Annotated in this window: 16 protein-coding genes and 1 pseudogene; 7 read left to right on the top strand and 10 right to left on the bottom strand. The window is 73.8% G+C overall.

Annotated features, from left to right (window positions below; genetic code table 11):
- Positions 1-30: 30 nt before the first annotated feature.
- Positions 31-411 carry a hypothetical protein gene (locus tag ACEPPI_RS19515; protein WP_373916505.1) on the bottom strand — a complete coding sequence of 127 codons (381 nt, stop codon included), beginning with the start codon at positions 409-411 and terminating at the stop codon, positions 31-33.
- A 244-nt stretch (positions 412-655) separates the two neighbouring features.
- On the opposite strand from ACEPPI_RS19515, the gene ACEPPI_RS19510 reads away from it, so the two are divergent.
- From ACEPPI_RS19510 to ACEPPI_RS19500, 3 genes are all read left to right on the top strand, one after another.
- Complete coding sequence (locus ACEPPI_RS19510) at positions 656-2,080, top strand: MFS transporter (protein WP_373916504.1); 1,425 nt, start codon at positions 656-658, stop codon at positions 2,078-2,080.
- A gap of 84 nt (positions 2,081-2,164) precedes the next feature.
- The gene (locus ACEPPI_RS19505; RefSeq protein ID WP_373916503.1) at positions 2,165-2,980 is read left to right on the top strand and encodes a response regulator transcription factor; all 816 of its coding nucleotides are present in this window, start codon (positions 2,165-2,167) and stop codon (positions 2,978-2,980) included.
- Entirely contained in the window at positions 2,977-4,371 is a 1,395-nt protein-coding gene (locus ACEPPI_RS19500) for an ATP-binding protein (protein ID WP_373916502.1), read from the top strand. The genes ACEPPI_RS19505 and ACEPPI_RS19500 overlap by 4 nt, the downstream gene beginning before the upstream one ends.
- Before the next feature lie 4 nt (positions 4,372-4,375).
- Here ACEPPI_RS19500 and ACEPPI_RS19495 read toward each other — a convergent pair whose 3' ends face one another.
- A complete protein-coding gene (locus tag ACEPPI_RS19495) occupies positions 4,376-5,356 on the bottom strand; it encodes a TAXI family TRAP transporter solute-binding subunit (protein ID WP_373916501.1) in 981 nt (326 codons plus the stop codon).
- A gap of 229 nt (positions 5,357-5,585) precedes the next feature.
- Here ACEPPI_RS19495 and ACEPPI_RS19490 point away from each other — a divergent pair, with 229 nt between their 5' ends.
- On the top strand, positions 5,586-6,800 hold the full coding sequence (locus ACEPPI_RS19490; RefSeq protein ID WP_373916500.1) for a cytochrome P450: 1,215 nt from the start codon (positions 5,586-5,588) through the stop codon (positions 6,798-6,800).
- A 66-nt stretch (positions 6,801-6,866) separates the two neighbouring features.
- On the opposite strand, the gene ACEPPI_RS19485 is transcribed toward ACEPPI_RS19490, so the two are convergent.
- Both ACEPPI_RS19485 and ACEPPI_RS19480 read right to left on the bottom strand, forming a co-directional pair.
- Entirely contained in the window at positions 6,867-7,070 is a 204-nt protein-coding gene (locus ACEPPI_RS19485; RefSeq protein WP_030230186.1) for a cold-shock protein, read from the bottom strand.
- A gap of 313 nt (positions 7,071-7,383) precedes the next feature.
- On the bottom strand, positions 7,384-8,340 hold the full coding sequence (locus ACEPPI_RS19480) for a helix-turn-helix domain-containing protein (protein ID WP_373916499.1): 957 nt from the start codon (positions 8,338-8,340) through the stop codon (positions 7,384-7,386).
- A gap of 98 nt (positions 8,341-8,438) precedes the next feature.
- Between ACEPPI_RS19480 and ACEPPI_RS19475 the strand changes: the two genes are divergently transcribed.
- The gene (locus ACEPPI_RS19475) at positions 8,439-9,470 is read left to right on the top strand and encodes a trans-acting enoyl reductase family protein (protein ID WP_373916498.1); all 1,032 of its coding nucleotides are present in this window, start codon (positions 8,439-8,441) and stop codon (positions 9,468-9,470) included.
- Between the two features lie 47 nt (positions 9,471-9,517).
- On the opposite strand, the pseudogene ACEPPI_RS19470 reads toward ACEPPI_RS19475, so the two are convergent.
- The 3 genes and pseudogenes from ACEPPI_RS19470 to ACEPPI_RS19460 form a co-directional block, all read right to left on the bottom strand.
- A pseudogene (locus tag ACEPPI_RS19470) lies at positions 9,518-9,909 on the bottom strand (amidase family protein).
- Between the two features lie 102 nt (positions 9,910-10,011).
- A complete protein-coding gene (locus tag ACEPPI_RS19465) occupies positions 10,012-10,692 on the bottom strand; it encodes an HAD family hydrolase (RefSeq protein WP_373916497.1) in 681 nt (226 codons plus the stop codon).
- A gap of 59 nt (positions 10,693-10,751) precedes the next feature.
- Positions 10,752-11,690 (bottom strand): hypothetical protein, encoded by a 939-nt coding sequence (locus ACEPPI_RS19460; RefSeq protein ID WP_373916496.1) that lies wholly within the window; start codon positions 11,688-11,690, stop codon positions 10,752-10,754.
- A gap of 217 nt (positions 11,691-11,907) precedes the next feature.
- Here ACEPPI_RS19460 and thpR point away from each other — a divergent pair, with 217 nt between their 5' ends.
- Complete coding sequence (gene thpR, locus ACEPPI_RS19455) at positions 11,908-12,528, top strand: RNA 2',3'-cyclic phosphodiesterase (RefSeq protein ID WP_373916495.1); 621 nt, start codon at positions 11,908-11,910, stop codon at positions 12,526-12,528.
- A gap of 50 nt (positions 12,529-12,578) precedes the next feature.
- Here thpR and ACEPPI_RS19450 read toward each other — a convergent pair whose 3' ends face one another.
- Together ACEPPI_RS19450 and ACEPPI_RS19445 are read right to left on the bottom strand one after the other, a co-directional pair.
- The gene (locus ACEPPI_RS19450; protein ID WP_373916494.1) at positions 12,579-13,670 is read right to left on the bottom strand and encodes a hypothetical protein; all 1,092 of its coding nucleotides are present in this window, start codon (positions 13,668-13,670) and stop codon (positions 12,579-12,581) included.
- Between the two features lie 105 nt (positions 13,671-13,775).
- On the bottom strand, positions 13,776-14,951 hold the full coding sequence (locus ACEPPI_RS19445; RefSeq protein WP_373916493.1) for a hypothetical protein: 1,176 nt from the start codon (positions 14,949-14,951) through the stop codon (positions 13,776-13,778).
- Positions 14,952-15,240: 289 nt separating this feature from the next.
- Between ACEPPI_RS19445 and ACEPPI_RS19440 the strand changes: the two genes are divergently transcribed.
- Positions 15,241-16,179: a D-alanyl-D-alanine carboxypeptidase family protein gene (locus ACEPPI_RS19440; RefSeq protein WP_373916492.1), complete on the top strand. Its 939-nt coding sequence runs from the start codon at positions 15,241-15,243 to the stop codon at positions 16,177-16,179.
- Between the two features lie 51 nt (positions 16,180-16,230).
- On the opposite strand, the gene ACEPPI_RS19435 is transcribed toward ACEPPI_RS19440, so the two are convergent.
- Positions 16,231-16,599 (bottom strand): hypothetical protein, encoded by a 369-nt coding sequence (locus ACEPPI_RS19435; RefSeq protein ID WP_371680567.1) that lies wholly within the window; start codon positions 16,597-16,599, stop codon positions 16,231-16,233.
- Between the last annotated feature and the right edge of the window lie 202 nt (positions 16,600-16,801).

Here is a 16,801-nt window from a genome sequence, read left to right as displayed (position 1 = left end):
TACCAGCATCCTCCCGATTCCGCGCGGCGCCTACGGACGGGCCCGCACGGCCCGGCCCAGGTCCAGCAGGCTCAGGCCGAACATCAGGACGCCCAGGGGGACATGGACCGACGGAACGTGCGCGATGCCGAGCACCACCTGCACCGAGGCCAGGACGAGGAATCCGGACGCGTGCAGGACCGGGCGCAACGGACCGCCGCCGGGCCGCCAGGCCAGGATCGCGGCGAGCAGGTAGAGCATCGACGCGCCGTACATCACGCGTGCTCCGACACCGTGCAGCAGCTCGCCGTACGACGTGGCGAGCAGCAGCCCGGCGGTGGCCGCCTGGAAGAAGACGGCCGAGGTCTGCAGGGCGATCGCCGTCCGCACGAACGTGAGGCCGCGTCGTCCTGTCGTCATCTGTGTGGCCATGGCCCGGTCCCCTCGTAGATCCATCGTCGGTGTCCCGGAGGTCCGACGACGCAGGCCCACCGAATGTGAGGCCGAGGGGTCCGCTCCCGCGCACCGCGCCGTTCCGTGCCTTCCTTTCTTAGCGGGACGTTAGATCTGCGGGCCGGACGTTGTACGGGGGCGGCCGCGGACGCATGCTCTGGACACTCCCCACCGGCGGGGCCCCTCCCCCGTCCCCTGTCGGGGACCTCTCACTGGAGGCGTCATGCCCTCGTCCACCGCGGTACCCGCACCGCCCCCGCCGCTGCCGCAGGACGCCGACCTCCGCAGGAAGCGGCGTACGGCCCTGATCGGCGGCTCGCTCGGCAACCTCGTGGAGTGGTACGACTGGTTCGTCTACGCCAGCTTCGCGATCTACTTCGCCGACTCCTTCTTCCCCGGCGACAACCCGACCACGCAGCTGATGAACACGGCCGGGATCTTCGCCGTCGGCTTCCTCATGCGCCCCGTCGGCGGGTGGATCCTCGGCCGCGCCGCCGACCGGCGCGGGCGCAAGAGCGCGCTCACGCTCACCGTCACCATGATGTCGGTGGCCGCCCTGCTCATCGCCGTGGCCCCGACCTACGGACAGGCCGGCTACTTCGGCGCCCTGGTGCTGCTGCTCGCGCGCCTGCTCCAGGGCATGAGCATCGGCGGCGAGTACGCCGCCAGCGCCACCTACCTCACCGAGGCCTCCGCCCGGAACCGGCGCGGCCTGGGCTCCTCCTTCCAGTACGTGTCGATGACCTGCGGCCAGCTGCTCGGGCTGGGCATCCTCATCACGATGCAGCACACGCTGACCACGGCCCAGTTGGAGAGCTGGGGGTGGCGGATCCCCTTCGTCCTCGGCGCCTTGTTCGCGGCCGTCGTCTTCTGGATCCGGCGGCGCCTCCAGGAGACCGACGCCTTCACCGAGCAGGCGGCGCAGGGGGATGACGCCGGGGACGACAGCACGCGGGGCACCCTCAAGGTCCTGTGGCAGCACCGCCGGCAGGCCGGACTGGTCATGGCACTCACCCTCGGCGGGACCGTGGCCTACTACACGTACACCACCTACCTCACCAAGTACCTGGTCGGCAGCGCGGGCATGGCGAAGACGACCGCCACCCTCGTCAGCTTCACCGCGCTCACCCTCTTCGCCGTACTGCAGCCCTTCGCCGGAATGCTGTCCGACCGGATCGGGCGGCGCCCGCTGCTGATCACCTTCGCCGTGGGCTGCACCGTCGGCACGTACCCGATCATGACGGCCCTCGGGTCGGCGTCCTCGTACTGGTCCGCCCTGGGTCTGTCCCTCCTGGCGCTGGTGATCGTCACCGGCTACACCTCCATCAACGCCGCGGTCAAGGCCGAGCTGTTCCCGACCCGGGTCCGGGCCCTCGGTGTGGCGCTGCCGTACGCCATCGCCAACGCGCTCTTCGGCGGGACGGCCGAGTACGTGGCGCTGTGGTTCAAGAGCGCAGGCCACGAGAAGCTGTTCTTCTGGTACGTCTCCGGGTGCGCGCTGGTCTCCCTGGTCACCTACCTCCTGATGCCCGACACCCGCGGTGCCGCACTCAGCCGCGCCGAGGTCGAGGCCGATGCCGAAGCCGATGCCCGTGACCGGCCGGACAGCGGGGGGTCCCGGGCCCCGTCGGTGGGGGCCGCACGCTGACCCGCGCCGGTGACCCGGGGCGGCCGCTCCCGTAGGCTGCTGCCCCCGGCCACGGCACGGGTCATCGGGTGAGGGGAACCGGCCATGCACGCGCTTCTCGTCGAGGACGACGACCGGATGGCCCGGGCCCTCGGCACCGCCCTCGCCCAGCGCGGCCACACCGTCCGCCGGGTGGGCCGGGCCCTGGACGCCCTGCTGCACCTGCGCGAGGCCGAGTTCGTCCTGCTCGACCTCGGCCTGCCCGACCTGGACGGACTCGAACTCCTGCGGCGGCTGCGCACCGTGTGCGACGCCCCGCTGATCGTGGTGACCGCGCGCTGCGGGGAGCGCGACATCGTGCAGGGACTGCGGGCCGGCGCCGACGACTACGTCGTCAAGCCGTTCCGGATGGCCGAGCTGATGGCGCGCATCGACACCGTGCGCCGCCGCACGGACCGGCGCACCGGCCGGGACGCCGACGCCGGGCACGGCGACCACCACCACCGTCCCGTGCGCGCCGGGGACGTCGAGGTGGATCCGGCGGGCCGGACGGTGACGGTCGCGGGAGTCGAGGTCCGGCTGACCCGGCGCGAGTTCGACGTACTGGCCTTCCTGGCCGGACGCCCGGACGAGGTGCACTCCCGCGAGGAGATCATGGACCGGATCTGGGGGGACGCCTTCCTCGGCGCCTCCCGCTCCCTGGACGTCCACGTGGCGGGCATCCGCGCCAAGACCGGCCGCTCCGGACTGGTGCGCACCGTCCGCGGGTACGGGTACCGGCTCGGCCGCCCCGCTGCCGCCACCGGCGGCGGCGGCGGCGGCGACGGCGACGGCGACGGCGGCCCTCGGGACGGAGCGTGGAGCCCGGCGGGCGACGGGGCCCCTGGCACGGCCCACGGCGAGGCGGACCGCGCCCGGTGAGGCGGCGGCTCCTGGCCGTGCTGCTGGTGCTCATGGGCGCGGCCACCCTGTTGCTCTGCCTGCCCCTCGCCGACGCCTACGCGCGCGGGCGGACCGAACACCTGCTGCTGCAACGCCGCTCGGAGGCCGTACGGTTCGCGGATCTCGCCGAGCGGATGCGCACCGCCGCCGACCGCCGCGAGCTGTCCGACGAGATCGACCGGTACGCGCAGCTCTACGGGGCTTCGGTGGCCGTCGTCGACACGGCCGGCGGGACGGTCGCGCGGGCCGGTGCGGCCGCTGCCCCGGAGGGTGGTCCCGGCCGGACGCCCTCGCCGGCGGCGGACGCCCTGGCCCGCGCGCTCACCGGCCGGTCCACCGACCGGCTGCCGGCCATCCGTCCCTGGGGGCCCGCGACCGTGGTGGTGGCGGAGCCGGTGGGCCGTGACGAGCGGGTGAGCGGAGCCGTGCTGATGACCCTGCCCACCGGAGCGGCCCGCCGGGACGTGACGGTCCGCTGGTCCCTCATCGCCGTGGGGGCGTTCGCCGCCTTCGCCGCGGCCGCCCTGGTCGCGTTCGGGATCGCGCGCTGGCTGCTGCGGCCGGTCCGCGATCTCGACCGGGCGGTGGGCAGGCTGACCGCGGGCCGCCTCCACGCGCGGGCGGTGTCCGACACCGGGCCACCCGAACTGCGCCACCTGAGGCGGCACTTCAACGCGATGGCGCAGGCCCTGGCCGATTCCCTCGGCCGCCAGCGCGACTTCGTCGCCGACGCCTCCCACCAGCTGCGCAACCCCCTGGCCACGCTGGTACTGCAGATGGAGAACGTCGAGCCGTACATCGCCCCCGGACCCGGCCGCACCGAGCACGCGCGCGCCCTCGACGAGGCGGAACGCCTGGAGGAGCTGCTCGACGGACTGCTGGCCCTCGCCCGGGTGGAGTCCGGCACGGCCGAGCTGCGCGACCAGGACGCCGCGCGTGCGGTACGGGACAGGGTGGCGGCCTGGCGGCCGGTGTTCCGCGACGCCGGACTGGAGCTGACGGCGCACGGGCTCCCGGACACCCTGGGGGTGCGGGCCCTGCCGGACACGGTGGGCCGGGTACTGGACGCCCTCCTCGACAACGCCGTGAAGTTCGTGCCCGTCGGCGGACGCGTGGAGGTGAGCGTCCGCCGGGCCGCCGCGGGGGACGCCGTCGTACGCGTCGCCGACGACGGCCCCGGCGTGGCGCCGGAGCACCTGCCGTCGCTGCTCGGCCGGTTCGCGCGTTCCCCGGAGCACCAGAACGTGCGGGGCAGCGGGCTGGGGCTGGCCATCGCCGACGAGCTCGCCCGGGCCGGCGGCGGCCGGCTGACGGTCGGCGCGAACGTGCCGCGCGGCCTGGCCGTCGAGCTCCGGCTGCCACCCCCGTGAGCGGTCAGCCGTACACCGAACGGTAGTGGGCGACGGCGCCCGGGTGCAGCGGCACCCTTCCCGTCGAGATCGCGAACCGGGGCTCCAGCCGCACCCCGGCCGTGACCTCGCGCAGCAGGTCCCGCCACCGGTCGAACACCACGCGCAGCAGCGCCTCGACGGTGTCACGCGGTACGTCGTCGCGGGCCAGGAGGTAGTTTCCGACCCCGATGGTGCCCACCGGCTCCGTGAGCCCGTACACCCCGGCCGGAAGGGTGACGGCGGTGTAGACGGGGCCGTAGCGTTCCCGGAGCGGCCCCACATGGCCGTCCAACGACAGGAAGCGGAGCGGTAGTTCGCGTGCCAGCGCGGTCAGGGCGGGTGTGGGTACGCCGCCGGACCAGAACAGCGCGTCGACCTCGCCGCCGCGCAGGGCGCGCACGGAATCGGCCAGGCCCAGAGGTCGTTCGAGCGGTGCCGCGGCGGCCGCGTCCGGACCGGCGGCCCCAAGGATCCGGCCCGCCACCACCTGCACCCCCGACCCGGCGGCGCCGGTCGCGACCGGCCGGCCCGCGAGGGTTCCGGCCTCGTGCACCGGGCCGTCCGCCGGTACCAGCAGGTGCGTGTAGTTCACGTAGACCCGGGCCAGCGCCGTCAGGCCGGTGACCGGCCGGGGGAACGGCTCGCGGCCGAGGACGGCGTCCTCGGCCACGTCGGCCATCGCGAGGGCCAGATCGACGGTGCCCTCGTCCAGTAGCCGCAGGTTGTCCACGCTCGCCGCGGTGGTCACGGGGAGGATCGGCGGGCCGCCCCCACGGTCTCCGTACGCGGCGACCGCCCTCGCCAGGGCCCGCCCGAACGCGTTGTACGGGCCGCCCTCGGGTCCGGTGGCGAACCGCAGCCGCCGTGCCGGGGCGGACGCCCCGGAGCATCCGGCCAGCCCCGCCGCGACCGCGCCGCACCCGGCGCCCATCACCCGTCGACGACTCACCCCCGCGGCGGCCACGTCTTGTTCACATCCCCGTCGTCACGCACCGGGCCCGGCCCGTGCCGGCCGTCACCGGGTGCACCTTCGTCCCGGCCCGCGCGCGAAAACGTTCCGGCGGGCCGCAGCTCCTCCCCCGCCCCGCGGGAGACGGTCAAGAGGATACGTCGTCGATGATGGACATGATCACCCGGACCGCGGCCCCGACCGGTGGCCGCGGCCGGCCGCCCCGGGCACGTAAGGAACGCGCATGACGCGGATATCGCAAGACGTCACCCTGCCGCAGCCGTTCGGAGAACCCTTCGCACGCGACCCCCACGCCGTCTACGCGGCCCTGCGCGCCGCAGGACCGGTGCACCGGGTGGCGCTGCCCGACGGCTCCGAGGTGTGGCTGGTGGTCCGCGAGGCGGACGTCCGCGCGGGGCTGTCCGACCCGCGCCTCTCGGTGGACAAGAGGCACTCGGCCACGGGCTTCAGCGGTTTCTCCCTGCCGTCGGCGCTCGACAGCAACCTGCTGAACGTCGGACCCGAGGACCACCTGCGCCTGCGCCGGCTGGTGGCCCACGGTTTCACCCCCCGGCACGTGGACCGGCTGCGCGACACCGTGCGGGCCGCCGTCGACGAGCGGACCACGCACCTCGCCGGGCTGCTCGACGGCGGCGGCGAGGCCGACCTGGTGGCGGAGTTCGCCCGGCCGCTTCCACTGCGGGTCATCGGCTCCCTGCTCGACGTCCCGTCCGACGACCGGGAACGGTTCTCCGGCTGGATCTCCGCGATGCTCTCCCCGGGCTCCCGCGAGGAACTGGTGCGCTCCATCGGCGAGGTCCACCGCTTCCTGGTCGACCTCGTCGCCGTGCGGCGCGCCCGCCCCGGCGACGACCTCCTCTCGGACCTGATCACGGCCCGCGACGAGGGGGACCGGCTCACCGAGGAGGAACTCGTCTCGCTCGCCTTCCTGATCCTGGGGGCGGGCAGCGAGAACGTCCAGCACGTCATCAGCGCCGGCGTGCTCGCCCTCCTCGACCACCCCGAGCAGCTGGCCCGCCTGCGGGCCGAACCCGCGCGCACGGCGGACGCGGTCGAGGAGCTCCTGCGGTACACGAGCCCCAACCAGACGGCGATCCGCCGGTTCCCCACGGAGCCGGTGGAGATCGGCGGCGTACGGATCCCGGCGGGGGACACCGTGCTGTTCGCCCTGGCCTCCGCCCATCGCGACCCGGACCGCTACCCGGACCCGGACCGCTTCGACATCGACCGCGCCGACAAGGCCCACCTCGCGCTCGGACACGGAATGCACCACTGCCTGGGGGCGCCCCTGGCCCGGCTGCAGCTCACGCTGGCCCTGGGGGCGGTCGTGGACCGCTTCCCGGACCTTCGGCCGGCCTGCCGGGCGGACCGGCTCCGCTGGCACAGCACCTTCAGGTTCCGCGCCCTGCGGGAGCTCCCGGTCACCGGGCTCCGGTAGGACCCCGGCACCGAAACCGCCCCGGAGCAGGTGCTCCGGGGCGGCTGGGTGTGCCTGCGACCGAGGTCAGGCGACGGTGATGTTCTCCGCCTGCGGGCCCTTCTGGCCCTGCGTGACGTCGAAGGTCACGGCCTGGCCTTCCTGGAGCTCGCGGTAGCCGGTGGAGTTGATGTTGGAGTAGTGCGCGAAGACGTCCGGACCGCCGCCGTCCTGCGCGATGAAACCGAAGCCCTTTTCGGAGTTGAACCACTTCACGATGCCGCTGGCCATGGCCGTGCCTCTCAGTCGATGTCGGATCCGCACCGCGCGGACCCGGAGGTGATCGCCCTGGTCCTGCACTGCACAGCAAAACGCCCACGCCAGGGCGCGGGCAGGTACTGCGAACCACGACAGCTGCCGCAGACGCTACACGTCGGAACCGGCGCCCACCAGAGAGCAACGATCACTGTCACGAAATCGGGGTGTCGGCCCGGGGCGAGGTACCCGGGATGGACCATCTCGGCACGGGAAGCCCCCCGTTGCGGCCGTTCTCATCACCTCATCACTTCTGCACCCTTTCACGTGAAGCACGGTGTACGGGCGGCTATGGGGTGTGCGAGGGGTTGGCGCTGCGGAACGAGCGGCGGTAGGTGTCCGGCGGGACCCCGACGGTGCGTTTGAACTGGCGGCGGAGCGTGGTCGCGGTACCCATCCCGGTGGCGAGGGCGACCGACTCGACGCTCATGCCGGTGGCCTCCAGCAACTCCTGCGCACGCCGCACCCGTTGGGTCAGGAGCCACTGCAGGGGCGTCTGCCCGGTCACCGACCGGAACTGCCGGCCGAGGTGGCGCGGGCTCGTGTTCACCTCGCGGGCCATGTCGGCCACGGTCAGCGGCCGGTCCAGCCGCTCCAGGACCCAGGCGAGCAGGCCGGCCAGCACGTGGTCGCCCTTCACCGGCACCGGCGAGGCCACGAACTGGGCCTGCCCGCCCGGCCGGTGGGGCGGCATGACGAGGCGCCGGGCCACGGAGTTGGCGACGAGCGCGCCGTGGTCGAGGTGGACCAGGTGCAGGCAGAGGTCGACGGCGGCGGCCTTCCCCGCCGCCGTGAGGACGCTGCCGTTGTCCGTGTACAGCACGTCCGGGTCGACCACGGCCCGGGGATGACGTGCGCTCAGCTCCTCGGCGTGCGCCCAGTGGGTCGTGGCCCGGCGGCCGTCCAGCAGGCCGGCGGCGCCGAGCAGGAACGCCCCCGTACACAGGGAGGCCACCCGGGCACCCGCCTGATGGGCCGCGCGTACGGCCTCGACCAGTTCCGGGGACGGCGGGACGTCGATGTCGGCGCACGCGGGCACGATCACGGTGTCGGCGGCGGCCAGGCGCTCCAGCCCGTGGTCCGGCTCGACCCGGAACGGCCCGACCCGTACCGGCCCCGGACCGCAGAGCAGTACGTCGTACCAGCCGTCCGTGGCCTCGCGCGGGGGATTCCCGAAGATCTCGTAGGCAACCCCCAGTTCGAAGTGGAGCAGGTCACCAGCGGCCAGCAGCGCGACAGTGGGCATGTCCGAAATTGTACGGGTGGTGTCGTTCCGGACCATCACACCCCGACTCCCCCCGCGACGAGACTTACCGCATCGGCAGAACGAGAGCAGGGGGAACCATGAGCACAGCGGCGGCAGTGGTGGTGTACGGGGCGACCGGGCACACGGGGCGTTTCGTCGTGGCCGAACTCCTGAGGCGCGGCCTCGCCGCGGTGGTCTCGGGGCGGAACGCGGCGCGCCTGGAGGAGCTGGCCGCCGAGTGGGACGGGGTGGTGGTGCGGCCGGCCGCCGTGGACGATCCGGACTCCCTGGACCGGGCCCTGGCGGGTGCGGCGGCGGTCGTCAACTGCGCCGGGCCGTTCGCGGTGACGGCCGGCCCGGTGGTGGAGGCGGCGCTGCGCGCGGGGATCCCGTACCTGGACGTGGCGGCGGAGATCGAGGCGAACGCCGCCACGTTCGCCGACCACGCGGAGGCCGCCCGGAAGGCCGGGGTGGCGGTGGTGCCGGCGATGGCGTTCTACGGCGGTCTGGGCGACCTCCTGGTGACCGCGGCCCTGGAAGGGCGGACGGCTGCTGACGAGGTGCACGTGGCGTACGGGTTGAGCAGCTGGCACCCCACGGAGGGCACGCGGGCGGCCGGCGCGGTGTCGCACGAGCGCCGCGCCGGCCGTCGGGTGCGCTTCGCGGACGGCGCGCTGCGGTACCACGACGACGAACCGCGGGTGGTGGACTGGGACTTCCCGGAGCCGCTCGGGCGGCGGTCGGTGATCGCGGAGTTCACGATGGCCGATGTCGTCACCGTGCCGAGCCACCTGGAGGTGCCCGACGTGCGCACGTACATGAGCGTCGAGGCGGCCGGGGACCTGGCCGCACAGGACACGCCCGCCCCCGAGGCGGTGGACGCGCTGGGGCGCTCGGACCAGCTCTTCGCCGTCGACGTGCTGGTCCGCGCGGACGGCGTCGAGCGGCGGGCCGCGGCCCGCGGGCAGGACATCTACGCGGTCACCGCCCCGTTGGCGGTGGAGGCCGTCCAGCGCCTCCTGAGCGGCCGGACGCGGACCACGGGCGTGGCCTCGGCGGGCGCCGTGTTCGACGCGGCGGACTTCCTGCGGGCGTTGGCGCCGTACGTGTCGGTCGACCTCCCGCACTGACCGGCCGGGGCCGGTACCCGTAGGAGCGCGGCCTCCGCCGGGAGCCGCTACCGCGGATCGATCGGGGCCGGGCTCCCGAGCCGTTCCTTGACCCTGCGGGTCGCGCGGATCGGGGCCGGCCAGCACCTCGTAGGCCGGCCGCAGGTCGGCGACACTGCGGGCCAGGGGGCCGTCGGTGACCAGGAACCGGGAGGCGGGACCGGGGTCGTCCGGGCCGAGGACGCGCCGGTCGGCCGGGAAGCGCCGGTGGTCGGCTTCAGCGCGGCCACCCCGCAGAACCGGGCGGGGATGCGCACCGATCCGCCGGAGTCGTTGCCGAGCCCGAGGGTCGCCATGCCGGTGGCGACGGTCACCCCCTCGCCCCCGCTGCTTCCGCCGGGGGCCGGGCGGGGTCCCAGGGGTTGACCGTGTCCCCGAACACCTCGCTGCGCGTGTGCATCCCGGGGAGGATCAGGGTCGGGATGTTGGTGTGCCCGACGGGGACGGCGCCCATCTCACGGCCCTCTTCACGGGCTGAGCCGCCCCGCGGGCGGCCGGCGGGCTACCGTGCGGGGCGCGGCGCCTGCCCGCGCGCTCCGGAGGCGAACGCGAGGATGTCGGGGACGGCTTCGCGCAGGGTCGGGTAGTGGCGGTGTGCCCCCTCCACCGCGGCCGGGGTGTTGACGCCCCACACCGTCATCCCGGCACGCAGTCCCGACAGCACTCCCGACTGCGCGTCCTCGACGACCAGGCAGTCCCCCGGGTCCGCGCCCAGCCGGGCGGCGGCACCGAGGTAGGGGGCCGGAGAGGGTTTGCCCTCCTCGACGGCGGCCGCGTCCACGATCAGGGCCGGGACGGGCAGGCCGGTCCGGGCGAAGCGGCCGCGCACCCGGTGCTCGTAGTTCGAGGTCACCAACGCCCAGGATCCGGACGGCAGACGGGAGAGCAGCTCGGCCGCACCGTCGAACGCCGTGTAGGCGCCGGACCGGACGTCCTCGTCCTCCAGTTCGTGCAGGGCCGCCAGGCACGCCCGCGGATCGCGGTCCGGAGCGACCTGAGCGAAGGTCTCCACGGGCCGTGTCCGCAGGGCGACCCGGTGGACCTCGTCGGGATCCAGTCCGTGGCGCTCTGCCCACGTCCGCCAGACGCGGCGCTGGTTGTCCAGGGCGTCGATGAGTGTGCCGTCGACGTCGAACAGGACGTGGGTCCGGCGGCCGGTGGGCCCGTTGCGCTCGTTGATCACGGGCCGATCATGCCATCGTCCGTCCGGGGCGCAGGCGGGCCGGCGGGCCCGGCGCCGGGTCAGACGTCGCGCAGGAAGGTGGAGAGCGGGACGGCCGTGGTGTCCGGTGAGGGCCGCGAGAGGTGGAAGGCGGTGTGGAACCAGCCGGCGTCCTCCTTGCCGCGGGGGTCTTCACCGAGGGCGGTCACCGCGTCGACGGCGTGCCGCTGCTCGGTGGCGCTCGTGAACCGGCGTTGCGGGTAGGTGGGTTCCGCCACTTTCTCGGTGATCAGCCCGAAGGGTGCCAGCCCGTCGGCGATGGTCCGGTACGAGCCGGTGCGCAGGACGAACGCGGCGACCCACACCTCCTCCCGCGCGGCGCCGAGGAGCGGCCGGAAGGTGCGGGGGGACAGGAAACTCGCACCGCCGGTGATGGTGATCAGCCCCACCGGGCGTACGGCGGCCAGGAGGCGGGCGCCGGGAGGCTCCGTTTCCAGGTTCACGGCGAACCCCTCGTCGAGCAGGCCGACGGAGCACGCGTAGGCGATGGCGCCGGCGGCCGGGTCGAGCCCGATCACCGGCACGGCGTCGGGGCGCCGCCGGGCCGCGTAGAAGGCGCGGTCCCGTTCGATCAGCTCCGCGGTGGTGAGCGCGGCCGCCCGCGGCGAGGTGTAGTGGGCGTAGAGGTCGTCCAGGGTCAGGTCGTGGTTGAGGAGGGCCGCGTTGATCCCGTAGGAGCAGCAGATGTCCAGGACGGCGGGGGGCCCGGAGGCGGCGGCCCGGCGGCGTGCGGCGGTCAGGCGGCGGAAGACGTCCTGCGCGTGGTGCGGGGTCCGGTACCGCCAGCGGCCGAGGCCGCGGAAGAAGTCCCTCGGGTCCGGCCGGTCGTAGATCTCGTCGAACGACGTCATCGCGGGCCCGTCCGGCGCCTTCTCCCGGTCCTCCTCCCGGTCCGCCTCCCGGCCTCCCTCTCCGCCGTGCCGCATGCCGTTCCCGCTGGTGTTCGCCGGTCGTGTCATCGCGCACCGTCCTCCCCCGCCGCCGTGTCGCGTCAAGCAATAGCCGTCGGCGTCCCAGGACGGAAGGGGCACCGGCGGGACCCGGCCACCGCTCCGCTCCCCCCGGCGGGCGGCCCCGGCACGTACGGGGTCCGGGGGCCCCGGTAGGCTCCCCGCCTGGGGACGCGGGGGCACCGCGCTGCCCGGCCCCGGCCGCACCGCACGTACGGAACAGAAGATGACCGAAACGCCCGAGCATGCGACACAGTCCCCGGCGGACGGACGGGCGCCGGCCCCGACCGTCCGCGTGTTCATCGCCCTCGCCCCGCCCGACGAGGCGAAGGAAGAGCTGGAGCGGGAACTGGGTCCGGCCTACCACGCCCACCCGCGCATGAGGTGGAACCGGATCGAGGACTGGCACATCACGCTGGCGTTCCTGGGAGAGCTCCCGGTGGCGGCCGTGCCGCCCCTGCGGCCGGCGCTCGCCGCACTGGCGGCCGCACGACGGCCGTTGCGGCTGGCCCTGCGCGGCGGAGGGCACTTCGACGAGCGGGTGCTGTGGACCGGGATCGACGGGGAGCTCGAAGGACTGCACGGGCTCGCCACCGACGTGCGGGCTCTGGTCCGGGAGTGCGGGATCGACTTCCGGGAACGGCCGCTGCGTCCCCACCTGACGCTCGCCCGGTCGCGGCGGGGCGCGCACTCCTCCGCCGTGGAGGCCGCCGCCGGGCTGACCGGTTTCACCGGCCGCCCGTGGCCGGCCGAACGCCTGCACCTGGTCGGCAGCAACATCGGGCGCGGTCCGGGGCCGATCCACTACCGGGACATCGAGTCCTGGAGCTTCGACGGGCAGGACTGAACCGGCCCGCCCGGGACCGTTGTTCCCGGGCGGGCGAGCGGTGCCCGGCGTCAGCCCCGGCCGGGCTCCGGAGCCGCGTGGACCGAGGCGATGAGGCCTTCGGCGAGGTTCTCCTTGCGCATCCGCTGGTCCACGTAGAGCAGGGACAGGACCAACTGGGGGTAGCCGAACTGGAACACCCCGCTGATCGCCACGCCGAGCATCACGAAGAGCGCGTACACGACGATGCCGATGATCAGCGTGGTGGCGTCCGAGCCCTCGTCGCCCGCCGCCAGCATGGCCGGGAACAGCGCGAACATGCCGATCAGGGTGAACGGCAGCTGGATGATGTAGCCGACGACGGTCGCCATGAGGTACGCGAGCAGCGAGACTCCGAACACGCGCCACCAGCCGCCGCTGACGAGGCGGGTGGAGCGGCGCAGCGCGGCGACGGGGCCGAGCCCCTCGCACACGGCCACGGCGGGCGCGAGGCTGAACCGGATCGTGAGCCAGACCGACACGGGCGTCCAGAGCAGCGCGCCGAGGAACAGCAGGAACACGGCGGGCGGTGGGCCGGAGCCGTCCGTGCCCATGATGATCAGGGGGAAGCAGATCGCATAGAGGACGATGATCGGACCGCCCGCGATCAGCCCGATGAGCAGGACGACGCCGAGTACGGACGGCAGTCGGGACCAGGACCGCCGCCACATCGCGCGGACGGTCGTGGGGCGGCCGAGCACCGCCTCCTGGATCAGCGCGGGGCACAAGGCTGCGATCAGCGCCATGCCCAGCATCATGGTGACCAGCATGAGCACCACGGCCGGTACGAAGTACACCAGCAGGGCCATCACGTCGGCGCCCGCGGGCCGCTCGTCCGGTCCGAGGTCGAAGACGGCGTCGAACCGGGTGCCCGCGCCGAGGGCGGCGAACCCGATCGCGGCGGCCACCAGCAGGATCCCGATGCCCTGTACGCCGAGGATGACCCCGGTCAGGGGCTTCCAGCAGCGGCGGAAGGCGGAGAAGGCTCCGCCGAGCAAGTCGCCCGCCCCGAGCGGCCTCAGGGGTACGATGCCCGGTTGCGGCGGAGGCGGCATCCAGCCGCCTCCCCACTGCGGTGCGGGCTGTCCCGGGTGGTGGTGTTCCCACCCCGTGTTGTGCGACATCACTGTCCCCCTCGAATGAAGGGATACGTTAACCCGCCGTTCCGCGCCGGGGCACGGCGGCCCCGGAACGGCGGCCCCGGAGGAGCCGGTTGCCCCGGGCCGGCGTCAGGAGCAGCCGGGTACCGTGCCGGCGCAGTTCGCCGGCGCGTTCCCGGTGATGTCGCTCTCCGTGAGGACCACCTCGGCCCCGGCCGAGTTGTGCGTGCCGCCGCCGGTGCGGGCGGCGCGGTTCTCCGAGACGTTCGTGTGGTCGAGCGTCAGGCGCGCGGACACGGAGCCCTCTTCCTGCGCGTTGTGGATGCCTCCGCCGTCCCGGCCGGCCTGGTTCCCCTCGACCTCGCTCTCCTTCAGCATCGCGGCGCCTTCGTTGCCGATGGCGCCTCCGTCCCTGCCCGCCTTGTTGTCGGTGAAGGCCGTCCCGTGGACTTCCAGCGTCGCGATCCCGCCGTTGTCCACAGCTCCGCCGTCGAGGCCCGCACGGTTCTCCAGGAGCCTGCTGTCCTCGATCCGGGCGGAGCCCAGGTTGCCGATGGCGCCGCCGGCGTCGCGGGCCTCGTTCTGCTTGAAGTGGCTGGACTCGACGATCAGCGTGCCCCGGTTCCGGATGCCGCCACCGTCCCCGTCCGCCGTGTTGCCCGCGACGATGCTCTTCCTGAGCGTGAGCAGGCCGGTGCCGCCGTTGTCGAGGCCGCCGCCGTGGCCGGATCCGGACGATGCGGAAGTGGCGGTGGAGGTGGCCACGTTGGTGAGCACCTCGCTGTGGACGAGCGTGACCTGGCCGCCCTCGTTGGAGATGCCGCCGCCGTCCCCACCGGCCCGGTTGCCGACGATCTTGCTGTTCTCCACCCACAGCGTTCCCTCGTTGGCGATGCCGCCGCCGTCGCCGTCGGTGTGGCCGCCGGTCACGGTGACGCCCTTCAGGGTGAGCCGGCCGCGCTCGTTCACCGCGAGGATCCGGAAGCGGGGCACTCCCCCGCGTACGGAGCGGATCAGGGTCGTGTGCTCGCCGATGAGGGAGATCCTGCCCGTGACGGCCGGCAGGGCGGTGCCCGAGTTCCCGTAGCCGTCCTCGAAACGGTAGGCGCAGTTCTCCGCCAGGGTGATCGTGGCGCCTTCGGGCCGGGCGTTCGCCCGGTTGACCGCGGTGACGAGTCCCGCGGTGTCACCGCACGCCACGCTGATGCCCAGCGGGGCCCGCGCCGCGGCGGCGGGGGCCGTCGCGGCACACAGGCCGACGCCCGCCACCACGGCGGATCCGGCGAGCAGGAGTCGGTTCTTCATGTGCGGTTCCCTCATCCTCGGTTCCAGGACCGGCTGCCGGGCAGCCACCGTCACGACGGACCAGAGGTACCGGCCGCGCGCGCGGGCCCTTGGCATCCCGGTCCGGACATCCCGAAAGTTCATGCGGACAGCGGTCGCCCTTTCGGCGAACGGGCCTCCGCGGGGGCCCGATCCGGATCCGCGGGTGCAGCGGTATGCCCAAGGCCGCGTCCGACTGCGTACCCTCCCGGTGGGCGCGGGCGCAGCGGCGCTCCGCCCCTCCATCTCTTCTCCCACCACGGGGGCCGACTTGATCACACATCTGCTCCGCCGCGCACGCGGGGCACTCGCCGTCACCGTCGCCGCCGGAGCCCTGCTCACGGTGTCCGTGCCGGCCCACGCCGCCGCCGCGCCGCCCCTCACCGCCGCCGGCGCCTTCCTCCTCGACGCGTCCACCGGGGCCACGCTCACCTCCAAGGCCCCCGACACCAGGCGCCAGATGGCGAGCACCACGAAGATCATGACGGCGGCGGTGGTGACCACCCTGCCCGGCCTCAACCTCGACCGGAGGGTCACCGTCAAACAGGAGTACCTCGATTACGTCTACCGGGAGGGGGCGAGTTCGGCCCAGCTCAAGGCGGGTGCGACCCCGACGGTCCGTCAGCTGCTCTACGCCATGATGCTGCCCTCGGGCTGCGACGCGGCCTACGCGCTCGCGGACACGTTCGGCTCGGGCTCCACCATCGCCGCCCGCAAGGCGGACTTCATCGCGAAGATGAACGCCAAGGCGAAGGCGCTGGGTATGACCAACACCCTCTACGACACCTTCGACGGCATCTCACCGACCGGGAACAACCGCACCACCCCGCGCGACCTCGCGACGCTCACCCGGTACGCGATGACCAACACCCTGTTCCAGACCCTGGTGAAGACCACCTCGTACAGCAGCGGCGGCACCTCCGCCCTCGGCACCTGGAGCAACACCAACCTCCTGGTGCAGCCGCGCCCCACCGGATACGGCTACCCGGGTGCGATCGGAGTCAAGACCGGCACCGGCACGGCGGCGGGAAAGTGCCTCGTCTTCTCGGTGAACCGCAACGGCAAGACGGTCATCGGCGTCCTGCTGAACGACGAGGAACGCTACGCCGACTCCATGGCCCTCTCCGACTGGGCCCTCGGCCCGGCCGCCGGTTCCAAGACCGCGCTCCAGCGCAGCAGCTCGGAGCCGGTCCCGGACGTCCGCGACTGACCGGGACGGCGCGGAGCGGACACCCTCCGCGCCCGCCCCGCGCGTCGGCGGTCAGGAGACGCGCTTCAACGTCCAGGCGTTGTTGTTGAAGCCGCCGTTCGCGGCGTACACGCAGCTGCCGCTGTAGTACGAGCCGGTCTGGATCCAGCCGACGGGCTGGTAGGTGGAGGCGCAGGCCTGGACGACCGTCCCGACGGGGAGGCCGGTGAGCTGCTTGATCTGCTTGATGTTCGGGTTGAAGCTCTGCGTGCCGCAGCTCGCGCTGTACCCCCAGCTCACGTCGACGTAGCCGGTGGGCGTGACCACGCTCGCGCAGGAGGTGGTGACGTCCCCGGGGGCCGCCTGGGCGGGGGCCGCGGTCAGGGCGAACATCGCTGCGGCGCCGGCCAGGGCCATGCCGGTGGTGCGGAGGCGGGTCATGGGTCGTGACTCCTTCGGGTGGTGGACGGCCGGTCGGGCCAGGAGCAATTAGTACGGCCCGAACATCCGTTCCCGACAGGAGGTTTCCAGCCCACAACGCACCACATCGATCCAGCCGCGGACGACCGTACGTACGGCCGTGCCCACGACGGCGCCGCCCGCTGCCCCGCTGCCGCGCGAGCGGCCGGCCGGCGTCAGCGCG

This window comes from Streptomyces sp. AB3(2024), assembly GCF_041862025.1.
Classification (GTDB): domain Bacteria; phylum Actinomycetota; class Actinomycetes; order Streptomycetales; family Streptomycetaceae; genus Streptomyces.
This window is presented reverse-complemented; position numbering and strand designations above follow the sequence as displayed.

What these genes read in the sequence shown, in the direction of transcription:
- ACEPPI_RS19515 (WP_373916505.1), bottom strand. Translation starts at nt 411, where the DNA reads ATGGCCACACAGATGACGACAGGACGACGCGGCCTCACGTTCGTGCGG.
- ACEPPI_RS19510 (WP_373916504.1), top strand. Translation starts at nt 656, where the DNA reads ATGCCCTCGTCCACCGCGGTACCCGCACCGCCCCCGCCGCTGCCGCAG.
- ACEPPI_RS19505 (WP_373916503.1), top strand. Translation starts at nt 2,165, where the DNA reads ATGCACGCGCTTCTCGTCGAGGACGACGACCGGATGGCCCGGGCCCTC.
- ACEPPI_RS19490 (WP_373916500.1), top strand. Translation starts at nt 5,586, where the DNA reads ATGACGCGGATATCGCAAGACGTCACCCTGCCGCAGCCGTTCGGAGAA.
- ACEPPI_RS19485 (WP_030230186.1), bottom strand. Translation starts at nt 7,070, where the DNA reads ATGGCCAGCGGCATCGTGAAGTGGTTCAACTCCGAAAAGGGCTTCGGT.
- ACEPPI_RS19480 (WP_373916499.1), bottom strand. Translation starts at nt 8,340, where the DNA reads ATGCCCACTGTCGCGCTGCTGGCCGCTGGTGACCTGCTCCACTTCGAA.
- ACEPPI_RS19475 (WP_373916498.1), top strand. Translation starts at nt 8,439, where the DNA reads ATGAGCACAGCGGCGGCAGTGGTGGTGTACGGGGCGACCGGGCACACG.
- ACEPPI_RS19460 (WP_373916496.1), bottom strand. Translation starts at nt 11,690, where the DNA reads ATGACACGACCGGCGAACACCAGCGGGAACGGCATGCGGCACGGCGGA.
- thpR (WP_373916495.1), top strand. Translation starts at nt 11,908, where the DNA reads ATGACCGAAACGCCCGAGCATGCGACACAGTCCCCGGCGGACGGACGG.
- ACEPPI_RS19450 (WP_373916494.1), bottom strand. Translation starts at nt 13,670, where the DNA reads ATGTCGCACAACACGGGGTGGGAACACCACCACCCGGGACAGCCCGCA.
- ACEPPI_RS19445 (WP_373916493.1), bottom strand. Translation starts at nt 14,951, where the DNA reads ATGAAGAACCGACTCCTGCTCGCCGGATCCGCCGTGGTGGCGGGCGTC.
- ACEPPI_RS19435 (WP_371680567.1), bottom strand. Translation starts at nt 16,599, where the DNA reads ATGACCCGCCTCCGCACCACCGGCATGGCCCTGGCCGGCGCCGCAGCG.